16 protein-coding genes and 1 tRNA gene are annotated in these 12,940 nt (G+C 69.0%); 13 read left to right on the forward strand and 4 right to left on the reverse strand.

The features are described 5' to 3' along the window. Positions 1–91: 91 nt before the first annotated feature. Positions 92–781: an arylesterase gene (locus CRO07_RS11715; RefSeq protein ID WP_097030872.1), complete on the reverse strand. Its 690-nt coding sequence runs from the start codon at positions 779–781 to the stop codon at positions 92–94. Here CRO07_RS11715 and CRO07_RS11720 point away from each other — a divergent pair. The 7 genes from CRO07_RS11720 to CRO07_RS11750 all read left to right on the forward strand — a co-directional run bounded on the left by CRO07_RS11720 (position 780) and on the right by CRO07_RS11750 (position 8,298). Next, on the forward strand, positions 780–1,469 hold the full coding sequence (locus tag CRO07_RS11720) for an ABC transporter ATP-binding protein (protein WP_097030873.1): 690 nt from the start codon (positions 780–782) through the stop codon (positions 1,467–1,469). The two genes, CRO07_RS11715 and CRO07_RS11720, sit on opposite strands and share 2 nt — an antisense overlap. Next, the gene (locus tag CRO07_RS11725) at positions 1,466–3,976 is read left to right on the forward strand and encodes an ABC transporter permease (RefSeq protein WP_097030874.1); all 2,511 of its coding nucleotides are present in this window, start codon (positions 1,466–1,468) and stop codon (positions 3,974–3,976) included. The genes CRO07_RS11720 and CRO07_RS11725 overlap by 4 nt, the downstream gene beginning before the upstream one ends. Positions 3,977–4,092: 116 nt before the next feature. Next, positions 4,093–4,440: a hypothetical protein gene (locus CRO07_RS11730; RefSeq protein ID WP_097030875.1), complete on the forward strand. Its 348-nt coding sequence runs from the start codon at positions 4,093–4,095 to the stop codon at positions 4,438–4,440. A 45-nt stretch (positions 4,441–4,485) separates the two neighbouring features. Next, complete coding sequence (gene mnmH / locus CRO07_RS11735) at positions 4,486–5,538, forward strand: tRNA 2-selenouridine(34) synthase MnmH (protein ID WP_097030876.1); 1,053 nt, start codon at positions 4,486–4,488, stop codon at positions 5,536–5,538. Beyond that, entirely contained in the window at positions 5,539–6,645 is a 1,107-nt protein-coding gene (locus CRO07_RS11740) for an FAD-dependent oxidoreductase (protein WP_097030877.1), read from the forward strand. 187 nt (positions 6,646–6,832) lie between these two features. Next, on the forward strand, positions 6,833–8,128 hold the full coding sequence (rpoN, locus tag CRO07_RS11745) for an RNA polymerase factor sigma-54 (RefSeq protein ID WP_097030878.1): 1,296 nt from the start codon (positions 6,833–6,835) through the stop codon (positions 8,126–8,128). Between the two features lie 93 nt (positions 8,129–8,221). Beyond that, a tRNA-Met gene (locus CRO07_RS11750) sits at positions 8,222–8,298 on the forward strand. A 15-nt stretch (positions 8,299–8,313) separates the two neighbouring features. Here the strand turns inward: CRO07_RS11750 and CRO07_RS11755 are convergent. The 3 genes from CRO07_RS11755 to CRO07_RS11765 form a co-directional block, all read right to left on the reverse strand. Continuing rightward, entirely contained in the window at positions 8,314–9,408 is a 1,095-nt protein-coding gene (locus CRO07_RS11755) for a tyrosine-type recombinase/integrase (RefSeq protein WP_097030879.1), read from the reverse strand. Further along, the gene (locus CRO07_RS11760) at positions 9,380–9,580 is read right to left on the reverse strand and encodes a hypothetical protein (protein ID WP_097030880.1); all 201 of its coding nucleotides are present in this window, start codon (positions 9,578–9,580) and stop codon (positions 9,380–9,382) included. Before CRO07_RS11760 ends, CRO07_RS11755 begins: the two co-directional genes overlap by 29 nt. An 85-nt stretch (positions 9,581–9,665) precedes the next feature. Next, entirely contained in the window at positions 9,666–10,103 is a 438-nt protein-coding gene (locus CRO07_RS11765) for a hypothetical protein (RefSeq protein ID WP_097030881.1), read from the reverse strand. 56 nt (positions 10,104–10,159) lie between these two features. Between CRO07_RS11765 and CRO07_RS11770 the strand changes: the two genes are divergently transcribed. The 6 genes from CRO07_RS11770 to CRO07_RS11795 form a co-directional block, all read left to right on the forward strand. Further along, the gene (locus tag CRO07_RS11770) at positions 10,160–10,744 is read left to right on the forward strand and encodes a terminase gpA endonuclease subunit (RefSeq protein ID WP_097030882.1); all 585 of its coding nucleotides are present in this window, start codon (positions 10,160–10,162) and stop codon (positions 10,742–10,744) included. Positions 10,745–10,779: 35 nt separating this feature from the next. After that, positions 10,780–11,223 carry a lysozyme gene (locus CRO07_RS11775; protein ID WP_204840011.1) on the forward strand — a complete coding sequence of 148 codons (444 nt, stop codon included), beginning with the start codon at positions 10,780–10,782 and terminating at the stop codon, positions 11,221–11,223. A gap of 1 nt (position 11,224) precedes the next feature. Next, positions 11,225–11,434, forward strand: coding sequence for a hypothetical protein (locus tag CRO07_RS11780; protein WP_097030883.1), 210 nt, complete (start codon positions 11,225–11,227; stop codon positions 11,432–11,434). 138 nt (positions 11,435–11,572) lie between these two features. Continuing rightward, positions 11,573–11,779, forward strand: a complete 207-nt coding sequence (locus tag CRO07_RS11785) for a hypothetical protein (RefSeq protein ID WP_097030884.1) — start codon at positions 11,573–11,575, stop codon at positions 11,777–11,779. Between the two features lie 81 nt (positions 11,780–11,860). Then, positions 11,861–12,121 carry a spike base protein, RCAP_Rcc01079 family gene (locus CRO07_RS11790; RefSeq protein ID WP_097030895.1) on the forward strand — a complete coding sequence of 87 codons (261 nt, stop codon included), beginning with the start codon at positions 11,861–11,863 and terminating at the stop codon, positions 12,119–12,121. Between the two features lies 1 nt (position 12,122). Next, on the forward strand, positions 12,123–12,940 hold an 818-nt coding region (locus tag CRO07_RS11795), incomplete at its 3' end, for a putative Ig domain-containing protein (RefSeq protein ID WP_176504561.1).

The following is a 12,940-nucleotide window of genomic DNA, read 5'->3' on the forward strand; positions in this document are numbered from 1 at the left end:
TGTCTTTCTCTTTCCGGTCGTCTTCGTCAGGGATGATCCGCCTGCGGCGCAGTGTCAACGCTCCGGGCCCTTCGTCAGGGGCCTGCCAACATCAGCTTCCCTGTCGGGCGCGTTCGGCCAGCGCCTCGACCCGCGGGCCGATCTCTTGCACGATCAGCGCCACGCCTTCGGCGCTGGGGTGGATGCCGTCGGGCTGCATCAGCCGCGCGCGGGCGGACGGATCGTCGATCTGCGCGGTCAGCGGCGCGAAGAAACTGGTGACCAGATCGGCGTCATGGGTCTGTGCCAGATCGCGATACATCCCGTCGAAGGCCTGCTTGAAATCGGGGCCGTAGTTGCCCGGCGCCTCAAGCCCCACCAGCAGCACGGGAAGGCCGCGGACGCGGGCTTCGGACAGGATCGCCTCAAGGTTTTCGCGGCTTGCCTTCGGATCGATGCCGCGCAGAAGATCGTTGCCGCCAAGGTTCACCAGCATCGCATCGACCTCGGGGGTCAGGCTCCAGTCCAGCCGGGCGCGGCCGCCGGCGGTGGTGTCGCCCGAGACGCCCGCGTTCACGATTGCGGCATCCGTGCCGCGCGCGGTCAGCCACGCCTGAAGCTGGGGGACGAAGCCCTGACCTTCCGGCAGGCCATAGCCTGCGGTCAGGCTGTCGCCCAGGGCAAGGATGGTCACCGGCTCGGCTGTGGCGGCGGTTGCGGACAGGATCAAGGCCATCAGGCTGTTGCGGATCGCTGTTCGTGCGCCATATCGGGGTCTGAGGCTGGAAAAGGCAAGGGGCATGGGCGAGACGATCCTGGCGTTAAGGGATGCGCGGCTGACACTGGCGGGCAATGCGGGCCCTGTCGAGATCCTGAAGGGCATCACGCTGGATGTCAGGCGCGGCGAGACGCTGGGGTTGGTCGGGCCGTCGGGGTCGGGCAAATCCTCGCTCCTGATGCTGATGGGTGGGCTTGAACGCGCCACCGCGGGCCATGTCAGTGCGCTTGGCCATGACCTGACGGCGATGGACGAAGACGCGCTGGCGCGGTTCCGCCGGGGGAATATGGGTGTGGTGTTTCAGTCTTTCCACCTGATCCCCACCATGACCGCGCTGGAAAATGTCGCCGTGCCGCTGGAACTGGCGGGGGTGGCCGACGCGTTCCCCCGCGCCGAGGCCGAGCTGCGCGCCGTGGGGCTGGGCCAGCGGATGGACCATTATCCGTCGCAGATGTCGGGGGGCGAACAGCAGCGTGTGGCGCTGGCCCGTGCCGCCGCGCCGCGCCCGGCGATCCTTCTGGCCGACGAGCCGACGGGGAACCTTGATGGCGTGAACGGTGCCGCGATCATGGACCTTTTGTTCGGCCTGCGCGACCGGCACGGCGCGACACTGGTTCTTGTCACCCATGCCCCGGAACTGGCCGCGCGTTGCGACCGGGTGGTGCGGCTGGCCGACGGGCTTGTGGCCGGCGAGGAAAGGAAGGTGGCATGAGTGTCGCGGCACGGATCGCCCGGCGCGAGTTGCGCGGCGGGCTGGTCGGCTTTCGCGTGTTTCTGGCCTGTCTTGCGCTTGGCGTTGCGGCGATCGCCGCGGTGGGCCTTGTCCGGGCCGGGATCGAGGCCGGGCTGAAGGATCAGGGCGCGGTGCTGCTGGGCGGCGACGCGCAGATGGAATTCACCTATCGCTTTGCCACGCCCGAGGAACGCGCCTGGATCGAGGCGCGGGCGCAGGCGGTATCCGAGGTGGTCGAGTTCCGCTCGATGGCCGTGGTGGGCGAGGATCGCGCGCTGACGCAGGTCAAGGGTATCGACGGCGCCTATCCGCTGCTGGGCGAGATGGTGTTGGACCCGCCCTTTCCGCTTCAGGATGCGTTGGCCGGGGCCGACGGGCTGGCGGGCGGGGTGATGGACCGTGTGCTGGCCGACCGGCTGGGGATCGCGGTCGGCGAGACCTTCCGGCTGGGCACCCGCAGCTTCCGCCTTGGCGCGGTGATCGACCGCGAACCCGACAGCGCGACCGCGGGCTTTGCCTTCGGCCCCCGGACACTGGTGCGGACGGCGGATCTTCAGGGGTCCGGCCTGTTGGGCCCCGGCACGCTTTATGAAACCGAATACCGTCTGCTTCTGCCCGCGGGCACGGATCTTGCCGCTGCGCAGGCCGAGGCCGAGGCCGCCTTTCAGGGCAAGGGGATGCGCTGGTCCGACAGCCGCCGCGCAACGCCGGGGGTGGAACGGTTCGTGGAACGCACCGGCTCTTTTCTGGTGCTGGTGGGACTGGCGGGGCTGGCGGTGGGCGGCGTCGGTATCTCGGCCGCGGTGCGGGCCTATCTGGAAGGCAAGATCGCCACCATCGCCACGCTGAAGACGCTGGGCGCCGAGGGGCGGACGATCTTTCTGGCCTATCTGATGCAGATTGGCGTGCTGACCGCGCTTGGCGTCGCGGCGGGGCTGGTGCTGGGCGCCGCGCTGGCGCTGATCGCGCGGCCGTTCATTCTGGCCTCGCTACCGTTTCCCATCGTGGTGGGCCTGTATCCCGCCCCGCTGGCCGAGGCCGCATTCTACGGCATCGTGACCGCGCTTTTGTTCACGCTGTGGCCGCTGGCGCGCACCGAAGGGGTGCGGGCGGCGGCCCTTTACCGCGGCGGAGGCGGCGAGGCACGGCCGCGCTGGCCGTGGATCGTGGCGCTGCTGGCGCTGGCTGCGCTGCTGGTGGGGGGGGCGGTCGCGTTTTCAGGCACGGCGATGCTTGCGCTTGGCAGCGCGGGCGGGATCGCGGGGGCGCTGGTGGTGCTGATGCTGGCCGCGCTTGGCCTGCGGCGGGTGGCGCGGGCGGTGGCGCGTTCGGGCCTTGCCCGCGGGCGCACGGCGCTGCGGCTGGCGCTTGGCGCGATCGGCGGGCCGCGGGAACAGGCGGTGTCGGTGGTGCTGTCGCTGGGCCTTGGGCTGTCGGTGCTGGCCGCGGTGGGCCAGATCGATGCCAACCTGCGCGCCGCGATCACCCGCGACCTGCCGGACCGCGCGCCGTCCTATTTCTTTCTGGATATCCAGCAGGACCAGATCGACGGCTTCTTGGCCCGCGTCAAAGGCGATCCCGCGGTGGACCGTGTCGAGGCCGCGCCGATGCTGCGCGGGGTGCTGTCGCGCATCAACGGTCGTCCCGCGCGTGACGTGGCAGGCGAGCATTGGGTGGTGCGCGGCGACCGGGGCATTTCCTATGCCGCCACCCCGCCCGACACGGCCCGCGTGGTCGCCGGCAGCTTCTGGCCCGCGGATTATCAGGGTCCGGCGCAGGTTTCCTTTGCCGCCGAGGAAGCCGCCGAGATCGGCCTGAAACTGGGCGACCGGCTGACGGTGAACATCCTTGGCCGCGACATCGAGGCCAGCGTCACATCCTTCCGCGAGGTCGATTTCTCGACTGCGGGGATGGGCTTCGTGATGCTGATGAACCCGTCGGCGCTTCAGGGGGCGCCGCATACCTTCATCGCCACGCTTTACGCTGACCCCGCGGCCGAGGCGCAGATCCTGCGCGATCTGGCCAATGCCTATCCCAACATCACCGCGATCCGGGTCAGGGATGCCATCGACCGCGTGTCCGAGGCGCTGTCGGCCATGGCCACGGCGACCGCATGGGCGGCGGCGGCGACGCTGGTCACGGGCTTTGTGGTGCTGATCGGGGCCGCCGCGGCCGGCGAACGCGGCAGGATCTATGAGGCGGCGGTGCTGAAGACGCTGGGCGCCACGCGGGCGCGGATCCTTGGCAGTTTCGCGCTGCGCTCGGCCCTGCTGGGGGCGGCGGCCGGGTTGGTCGCGATCCTTGCCGGTGGCCTTGCCGGCTGGGCGGTGATGACCTTCGTGATGGACACAAGCTATCGGTTCGAGCCGGTCTCGGCGCTGGCCATCGTTGTGGGGGGGGTGCTCGCCACGCTGCTTGCGGGGCTTGGCTTTGCGCTGCGCCCGCTGCGGGCACGACCTGCGCAGGTGCTTCGCGCGCAGGAATAGGGTAGTCTGCCCGGGTGCGCTGTCGGGGGCGCCGCCTTGATCCGTGAAACGGGACGGATGCCGGGAACCTGACACGACCAGAGCGCGTTGAGCCGTTTTCCAAAGGGAGGCAGGCGATGGTCAGAATGAAGGACCGCGACGTGGACCTGACGCCACCGGAAGAGGTGGCGTCGGTCGCTGAAAAGGGCCTTGCGCTGCGGCGCAAATACAAGCGCGGCGGCACCAATGTCGGCGTCGCCCGCGCGCGTGACCTGAAAGGGCGCAAGTCGCTGTCGCCGCAGACGATCAAGCGGATGGTCAATTTCTTTGACCGCCAAGAGATCCACAAGCAGGACAGGAATTTCGGCAACGAGGACGATCCCTCGCCGGAATATGTCGGCTGGCTGCTCTGGGGGGGCGATCCCGGCCGCGAATGGGCCGAGCGGAAGAAGGCCGAACTGTTCGCCCCGCCGGCCCGGCATTAGCCCGCCGCGTCTGGCCAAGGGCCGTGCGGCGGGCTAGGAAAGGCCATGACGCTTCGCTGCACAGACCTTTCGCATCTGATCGACCACGGCTTCGACGAGGTGATCGATGTGCGCTCGCCTGCCGAATGGGCCGAGGATCGCGTTCCCGGCGCCATGAACCTGCCGGTTCTGGACAACGACGAACGCACCCGCGTCGGCACGATCTACAAGCAGGTCAACCCCTTCGCAGCCCGCAAGATCGGGGCCGCGCTGGTCGCGCGCAACGCCGCCGCCCATATCGAAGGCCCGCTGGCCGACCGGCCCGGCGGCTGGCGCCCGCTGGTCTATTGCTGGCGCGGCGGGCAGCGGTCCAATTCCTTTGCGATGATCCTTGGTCAGATCGGCTGGCGGGTCGAGGTGCTGGAAGGCGGCTACAAGACATGGCGCGGGCTTGTGACCCGTGCGCTTTACGACACGCCGCTGGCCTCGCCCGTCGTCATGCTGGACGGCAATACCGGCACGGCCAAGACCGAAGTTCTGGCGCATCTGGCGGCGCTGGGGGTGCAGGTTCTGGATCTGGAAGGTCTGGCGAACCACCGCGGATCGCTGTTCGGGGCCCGCGCCGGTGGGCAGCCCGCGCAGCGCGGGTTCGAAAGCGCGCTGGCGGTGGCGATGGCCCGCCTTGATCCCGCGCAGCCCGTGGTGGTCGAGGCCGAGTCGAGCAAGGTCGGCAACTGCCGCCTGCCACCGATGCTGTGGAAGGCGATGCAGGCCGCACCCCGGATCGAGATCGCGGCGCCGCTTGCCGCGCGGGCGCGCTATCTGGCCCGCGCCTATGCCGATCTGACCGCCGACCGCGCGGAACTTTCGCGCGTGATCGGCCTTTTGCGCCCGCTGCATCCGGCCAGTGTGATCGCGGACTGGCACGCGATGGCCGCGGCCGGTGCGTTCGAGCCGCTTGCCGCCGAGTTGATGGAGCGCCACTACGACCCGCGCTATCTGGGCCACCGCAAGCGTGGCGCGGCGCCGCAAGCGGTGATCGAAACCGCGGCCCTTGACGATCTGCCTGCGCTGGCCACCGAACTGGCGACCGCCGTCAGACGGCTGGCCGGGGCCTGAATGGCCACGCCGCCGAAGGATCTGGTGCTGGTGGGCGGGGGGCACGCCCATGCGCTGGTGCTGCGCCAGTGGGGCAGGGCGCCGATGCCGGGTGTTCGGCTGACGGTGATCGATCCCAATCCTGCGGCGCCCTATACCGGGATGCTGCCGGGGCATATCGCAGGCCACTATGCCCGCGACGCGATGATGATAGACCTGATACGCCTTGCGCGGTTTGCCGGCGCCCGGCTGATCCTTGACCGGGCCGTGGGGCTGGATCTGACCGGCCGGCGCGTTCTTCTGGCCGGGCAGGGGGCCGTGGGCTTCGATCTGGCCTCGATCGACATTGGCATCGGCTCGGGTCTGCCCGATGTGCCGGGCGCCGGCGATCACGCGGTGGCGGCCAAGCCCCTTGGCAGCTATGCCGACCGGTGGGCCGCGTTCGTGGCCCGCGGTCTGCCGCGGCCCCGGGTCGTGGTGATCGGCGGGGGCACCGGCGGGGTGGAACTGGCCATGGCCTCGGCGTTCCGGCTGCGGCAGGCGGGCTGCGATCCCTGCATGACGGTTCTGGAACAGGCCCCCAGCGCGCTGCCGGGGGTGGGCCGGGGCGCGCGGGCGGCGCTTCTGTCCCGGATGGAGGCGCTGGGTGTCCGGCTTAAAACCTCGGTGCATGTGACCGGGATTTTGCCGGATCGGGTGGTTCTGACCGAGTCCGAGGTGGCATCCGACTTTACCCTGACGGTTGCGGGGGCGCAGCCGCAGGCATGGCTGTCGGCCACCGGGCTTATAACGAAAAACGGTTTCGTTACTGTTGGCCCGACCTTGCAGACGTCAGACCCTGCCGTTTTCGCCGCCGGAGATTGCGCCCATCTTTCCCATGCGCCACGCCCGAAAGCGGGGGTTTTTGCCGTCAGAGAGGCCCCTTTTCTGGTCCACAACCTGCGCGCCGCGCTGTCTGGTGCTCAAATGAAAAAATATTTTCCGCAACGGGATTACCTGAAGCTGATCTCTTGCGGGGATCGGATCGCGGTGGCGGACAAGGCCGGGCTGCGGCTTCAAGGGCGGCTGCTCTGGCGCTGGAAAGATCGCATCGACCGCAGTTTCATGGCGCAGTTCGCCTCTCTTTAGGCCAAAGGCCCATGTCCGGGCGTGGCTGCCTGCCATCATCGCGACCACTTCCCAAGATGGAAAATCTTTTTGCACCAGTCGCGGCACCACCTGCGCCGTCATGGGGTGACGTGATCCACGATCCGGCCGTGGGCGAACTCGCGGTATGGTTGCGCGGGCGGGCCCGTCCGGGTAGGGTTGGCGCGAAATGAAGTCCAGACAGCGCATCAGCATCGCCCAGACCCAGAGGTTGCAGTTGAACCTTGGGCTGTCCGCCTCGATCCGGCTGCTTTCGGCCGATGCTGCCGGCCTGTCGCGCTATCTGGAAGAGCAGGCGGCCGAGAACCCGCATCTGCTGCTTGAACGTGTGCCGCCGCAGGATTGGCTGCCGCGCTGGAGCAGCCTGATCCCCCGCCTTGCCGCGGGCGAGGCCAATCCCGTCGATGTCGAAGGCGCGGCAGGGCCAAGCCTGATGGCGCATGTGATGGGCCAGATCGACCGGCTGTTCCCGGACAATCCTCAGCGCCGCATCGCCATTGCCCTGGCCGAGGCGCTGGAACCATCGGGCTGGCTGGGCGGCGATCTGCGCAAGGTGGCAAGCCAGACCGGCCGGCCGCCCGCCGAGGTCGAGGCGGTTCTTCTCGGCCTGCAACGGATCGAGCCGGCCGGGATCTTTGCCCGCAACCTGTCGGAATGTCTGCGCCTTCAGGCCGCCGAGGCGGATGTGCTGGACCCGACGCTTGCGACCATGCTCGACCATCTCGATCTGGTGGCGCAGGGGGCTTTTGGCCGGCTGGCCCGCATGTGCGGGGTCGAAGAACCCGAGATCACGGCCCGGTTGCGGTTGATCCGCGGCTTTGATCCGAAGCCCGGCGCGCAGTTTGATCCCGGCGCCGCCCCGGTCCGCGAACCCGACCTGATCGCCACAAAGGGCGCTTCGGGATGGGAAGTGGCGCTGAACCGATCGGCGCTGCCGTCGGTGCAGGTGCGCCGTCCCGACACGCGCCCCGCAACGCCCGCCGCACGGGCGGTCTGGGCGCAGGCGCAGGCAGTGGGGCGCATGGTCGAAACCCGCAATGCGACGCTTCTGCGCGTCGCGCGCGAGATCCTTTCCCGGCAAGAGGCGGCGCTGGATCAGGGCCCTTCGGCGCTTCTGCCGCTGACCATGGCCGAGATCGCCGATGCGCTTGATCTGCATGAAAGCACCGTCAGCCGCGTGGTGGCCGGTGCCAGCGTCGACACGCCACTCGGGACATGGTGGTTGCGGCGGCTGTTCAGCGGCCGGCTGGGCGAGGGCGGGCCCTCGGCGGCGGCGATCCGCGCCGCCATCGCGCGGCTGGTCGCAGCCGAGCCGCCCTCGGCGCCGTTGTCGGATGGTGCGCTGACCGAGGCGCTGGCCGCCGAGGGCTTTGTCGTCGCCCGCCGCACCGTCGCCAAATACCGCGAGATGCTGAACATTCCGCCCGGACACCGCCGCCGCCGCCGCCCTTCGCGCGTGGCCTGATCCGCCATTGCCTGCCCGGCCGCAGGATTGCACAGGCGCGATCTTTTGCGCTTGACGCTTCCCGGTGCTTCCCCTAGAGGATCGCGCACCGATGGCGAGGTAGCTCAGTTGGTTAGAGCACACGACTCATAATCGTGGGGTCGGGGGTTCAAGTCCCCCCCTCGCCACCATCGGAAATCAATAGTTTAGCCAGCTTCACCGGCAGCAACCGCAGACCGTTTTACACGGCGTTTTACAGTCGGCGTTCCCAGTCCGTGCTTTTCCAGCTTCGCCATGGCCGATTCCCCGAGCCGCCGATCGCGCCCGAGGTAGTGCCGCGACAGGATCGCCTCGGCATCCTTGAGACTGTGGCCGGTCAGCGCGGCGATCTCGGGGACGCTGCATCCGGCAAGCGCCAAGAGGGTGACAGCCGTGCCGCGCAGATCGTGGAACGTCACGTCCTCAATGCCCGCGGCCGCCTGAGCCTTGCCGAAGCTCGTCTTGAAGCCATCGCTGGTCCAGGGCTGGCCGCGCGAGGTCTCGCAGATCGTCAGCGTCTTCCGCCGCGCCTTCGCCGCCTCCAGCGCCTCGCGCAGCTGCCGCGCCACCGGGATCACCATGTGCCGCCCGGTCTTCGACTGCTTCAGCCGGATCACCTGCCCGTCGTAGGCGCTCCAGGTGAGCTTCAGGATGTCGGCTTGGCGTTGGCCGGTCCAGATCGCCAGCAGGAACGGCAGGCGGACCGGCTTCGGCGCCTGCTTCAGGAATGTGTCGATCTGCGCCTCGGTCCAGATGTCATCGGCACGCGACCCGGCGTAGAGGCGGCCTGGCTTCTCGCAGGGGTTCGACGGGATCTTCCGGCGGTCGTAGGCCCAAGCGAGGATCAGCGCCAGCACCGAGAAGGCATAGTCGGCGCTGCGCTTGCTCTTCTGCCCGAGCCGGTCGCGCCAGTCGAGGAACTCGCCCCGCACACGGGGATCGGACAGTGCCTTGATCGGCATGTCACCGAATTCCGCCTCGATCTGGCGGATGTGCCGGACATAGCCCTGCCGAGTCGCGTCGGCCAACTCGGTGAAGGCGGGCGTCTGCTGGTAGGCGGTGATCAGGGCCTGCAGTGTCCCCTCGTGATGCGTCGGTTTGTCGCGCGCCGCATGGGCGGCGTTGTAGGCGGCCAGGAACTCCGGGCTTCCCGGCTCGGCCTCGATCCTCGGCCCACCGCGCCACGCGTAGTAGTAGACGGCGACCTGACCGGTCGCCAGCTTGCTGCGGACCTTATGAACGCCCTTCAACTCGACCCTCACGCTTCGCCTTCCATGCTCCGAACGCGTCCTCGGTCACCGGCGCGCTCGTCCTCTCCCGGATGACGATTCGCCCGTCCGGCAGGATCTCGCAGGTGCCGACCTCCATGCCAGCGTTCTTCGCGGCGCGGATCGCGCGCGTCAGGTCGACCTGACGGAATGCGGAGCGGCTCATGCGGCGGCCTCGTCGACTTGGATGCCACCGAACTTCGGCGCGATGGCGGCCTTGGCGCGGAGGAAGTCGAGATAGGGATCGTGCGTCACGCCACGGACTCCTCTGCTGCCCATCCGCCCCACTGATCGGCGCAGGCCTCGGCCACGGTCGGCGCGGCGATCGGTTTGCCGGCGTCGGCAGGCTGGTCCTCCGGGCGTAGGAGAGCGAGGATGGCGGCGTGGACTTCGCCGATCCCTTTCCCATAGTTCCTGTTGCAGATCGTCGCCGCCGCCCGGATCGCGGCGTTCCAGTCGTCGGCCACGGTCGGCGCGGCAGGCTCGATTGCGGCGAGGATGCGGGCCTCGTAGTCGGCCTGCGCGGCGGCCTTGGCGGCTTCGAGGGTGGGATATTCATTGCGTGGGCCGTCTTTGCAGCCATGCAAAGAGAAATCTGACCAGATCGTGTAGCAGTCATTCATGAACGGGATCGGCGCCCTTGCAGCGACATGCTTGCTCAGGCCATCCACCCACTCCAGCGGCTTCACCCGCCACCCGTCCGTGCGATGCGGGCACTGCGCGGCGGGTCCGGTCGTTGCAGTGCATGCGCTCATTGGTCGGCTGGCTCCTTTCTCGATCTGGTCGGCGCGGGCGAGGATGCCCCCACTGCGGGGCGCGGGCGCCCCTCACCTGGGAGAACTTCCGCAAGAACCTGAAGCCGGAGCGACTCCACGCCGCTCACTTCACCTGCGACGCCTGCGGAGCGGTGATCGACCACAGCCACAAGGTCGCCATGGTGGCGGCGGGACAGTGGGTGGCGCACAATCCGGCCGGGGATCATCCCGGCTTCCACCTGTGGCGGGCCTATGTGCCACAGAGGGACTGGGCCTCGATCGCCGTGGAATATGCCCAGGTGATGGGCTGGACCTCGGCCAGCCTCTCGCAGGAAGGGGAAGCGAAGCTCGCCGAGCAGGTCGACGCCCAGACCGAACAGACGTTCTGGAACGACGTGCTGGGCCTGCCCTACGAGCAGGCCAGCAAGGGGCCGGACTGGGAGAAGCTGCGCGACCGGGCCGAGAAGCCGGACGAGGAAGCGGGCCGGCCCCTGTCGCGTGGGATCGTGCCGGCGCAGGGCGTGATCCTTGCCGCGGGCGTGGACATTCTGGCGGAAACGATCTGCGTCCGGTAGGCGACGTAATCGCCGCCCTTGCCAAGCACCGCGCGGTGGATGGCGCGGCCGATGTCGAACGTCTTGCTGTCCCGGCTCTGGTGATCCGGGTTCAGCCGCGGGTGATCGATGAGGCGCAGGCCGAGGTCTATCTGCGCCGCACGGTCGAGAAGTTCGCCGCGACGATCCGGCCCATGATCACCGCGCCCGTGAACGAGAACGAGTTCGGGGCGATGGTGAGCCTCGCCTACAACATCGGCCCGGCCGCCTTCGGGCGCTCGTCGGTCCTGTCGCGGTTCAACGCCGGCAAGATCCAGTCGGCCGCCGACGCCTTCCGCATGTGGAACCAAGCCGGCGGCAAGGTTCTGCCCGGCCTCGTCCGCCGCCGCGAGGCAGAGCGCGCACTTTTCCTGACGCCAGTCGCCACCCCTGCCCCGCAATCGCCGTGGGCCGCGCTGGTGGCCCTCGTGCAATCCCTCATCACCCGCAAAGGAGCCTGACATGGGCAACGTCTACTCCCGTCTTCTCGTCTACGCGCTCGGTGGCGGCGCCTTCATCCTCTCCGTGCTCGGGCTGGCCAGCTATGACCCGGCGACGGGCGTGGTGGATATTGCCCCCTTCAACATCGGCAGCGCCGCCGCGCTCATCGGCACTGCGGCGGGATCGGTCGGCACCGTGCTTGGCGTGTTCAAGATCTGGGGCACCAAGTGACGTGGCTTGCCGCGCTCGTGGGGCCGCTCCTGCGGCTCCTGACGGCGCTCGGGCTCTACCGGGCCGGGCGCCAATCCGCCGCTCTGGAGGCGGCCGAACGAACCCTCAGCGCCGAAGCAACCCGCAGACAGGTGGAAGATGAAATCGCTGACGACACTGATCTCGCTGCTCGCGCTCGCAGGTCTGGCCTCGTGCGGCCCCGCGACTGATGCGGGCTGCGCTGGCTGGCGCGCTGTGCGCGTGGCGGATGCGACGGTGGACTATCTGGCCGCGCACGACGAGGCGGCGCTCGAGGCGCTGATCGCCCACCACGAGACCGGCCAGCGCCTCGGGTGCTGGCGGTGACCGATCAAGAGCAATGGGCCGCCCTCGTGCTTTGGGCGGCCTGCATCACCGAGATGGCGCGCCGCGCCCATGGAGATCCGAATGTCCGACCCGTTCAAACACCACTCGTCCGGCCTTGAGAGCCCCGCGCTCGGCGCGCTCGCGGTGACGCCGTCCGACAGCACCGACCTCGCCACCGCCATCCGGGCAGTCACCCTCGGCGGCGGCGGCACGCTGAGCTTCGTGGGCGTGGACGGGGCGACCTACACGACCGGCGACCTGCCCGCCGGGACCTACGCCCTGCGCGCAATCCGCATCCGCGCGACCGGCACCACGGCGACCGACATCACGGGGTGGGTCTGATATGCAACTCGGCCTCGGCCTCGGCCTGACTACCCAGCGGGGGAGGTCCGATCCCCCGATCATCACCGCCACATCGGCGCCGGTCCTGGCGCCGCTGGAGGCCGGCGCCACCATCGCCTCGGCCTACACCGCCGGGGTCTATGCGTCGAGCGCGGGCACGATCTCCAGCGCGGTGGCAACCTACCTGCTCAACGGCTCGTCCGTGGCGGCCTCCACCGTCGTGGCAGAGGGCGATACGGTGGCCGTCTCGGTTCTGGTGACGGACAGCGCGGGCAACACGCGGACGTTCTCGGCCGGGACGCAGGCGGTGACCTATGTGGCACCGACGATCTCTGGGCTGCAAGACCTGAGCGCGTCCTACGGGGCCAGCATCAGCATCAATGCGGCGCTCATGGCGTCTGGCTCAAACCTCGTCTACTCGCTGACCGGGCCGTCCTGGCTCTCGATCAGCCCGTCTACCGGGATGATTACCGGCACCGCGCCTGAGGCAGATTTCACCGGGACGGCAACCGTGACCGTGACCAATCCGGGTGGCTCGGCAAGCGATACGTTCGCGGTGATGGTGAGCGGCGACACTGCGGAGGTTACCATCTCGCCCGAGGCTGACGGGACGGTCGTGATCCATCTGCCGACCGGCGCGGCGAGCCTGCCCATAGTCGTCACCAGCGAGCCGTGGGCATCGCGGGGCACATGGCCTGTGATCGTCGCCCGCACCGCTCTGGAGGCCGGCCCCGTCAATCTGGTCCCCCCGGTGGTGACCGGATCGGCGGATGTGGGCGAGACCCTGACGGCCGATGGCGGGCTGTGGATCTATGCCGA

Origin of the sequence: Cereibacter ovatus, assembly GCF_900207575.1 — a bacterium.
Taxonomy (GTDB): domain Bacteria; phylum Pseudomonadota; class Alphaproteobacteria; order Rhodobacterales; family Rhodobacteraceae; genus Cereibacter_A; species Cereibacter_A ovatus.

Coding starts and splice junctions, on each gene's coding strand:
- CRO07_RS11715 (WP_097030872.1), bottom strand. CDS start 781: ATGCCCCTTGCCTTTTCCAGCCTCAGACCCCGATATGGCGCACGAACA.
- CRO07_RS11780 (WP_097030883.1), top strand. CDS start 11,225: ATGGGCAACGTCTACTCCCGTCTTCTCGTCTACGCGCTCGGTGGCGGC.
- CRO07_RS11740 (WP_097030877.1), top strand. CDS start 5,539: ATGGCCACGCCGCCGAAGGATCTGGTGCTGGTGGGCGGGGGGCACGCC.
- mnmH (WP_097030876.1), top strand. CDS start 4,486: ATGACGCTTCGCTGCACAGACCTTTCGCATCTGATCGACCACGGCTTC.
- CRO07_RS11725 (WP_097030874.1), top strand. CDS start 1,466: ATGAGTGTCGCGGCACGGATCGCCCGGCGCGAGTTGCGCGGCGGGCTG.
- CRO07_RS11720 (WP_097030873.1), top strand. CDS start 780: ATGGGCGAGACGATCCTGGCGTTAAGGGATGCGCGGCTGACACTGGCG.
- rpoN (WP_097030878.1), top strand. CDS start 6,833: ATGAAGTCCAGACAGCGCATCAGCATCGCCCAGACCCAGAGGTTGCAG.
- CRO07_RS11785 (WP_097030884.1), top strand. CDS start 11,573: ATGAAATCGCTGACGACACTGATCTCGCTGCTCGCGCTCGCAGGTCTG.
- CRO07_RS11770 (WP_097030882.1), top strand. CDS start 10,160: ATGCGCTCATTGGTCGGCTGGCTCCTTTCTCGATCTGGTCGGCGCGGG.
- CRO07_RS11760 (WP_097030880.1), bottom strand. CDS start 9,580: ATGAGCCGCTCCGCATTCCGTCAGGTCGACCTGACGCGCGCGATCCGC.
- CRO07_RS11790 (WP_097030895.1), top strand. CDS start 11,861: ATGTCCGACCCGTTCAAACACCACTCGTCCGGCCTTGAGAGCCCCGCG.
- CRO07_RS11730 (WP_097030875.1), top strand. CDS start 4,093: ATGGTCAGAATGAAGGACCGCGACGTGGACCTGACGCCACCGGAAGAG.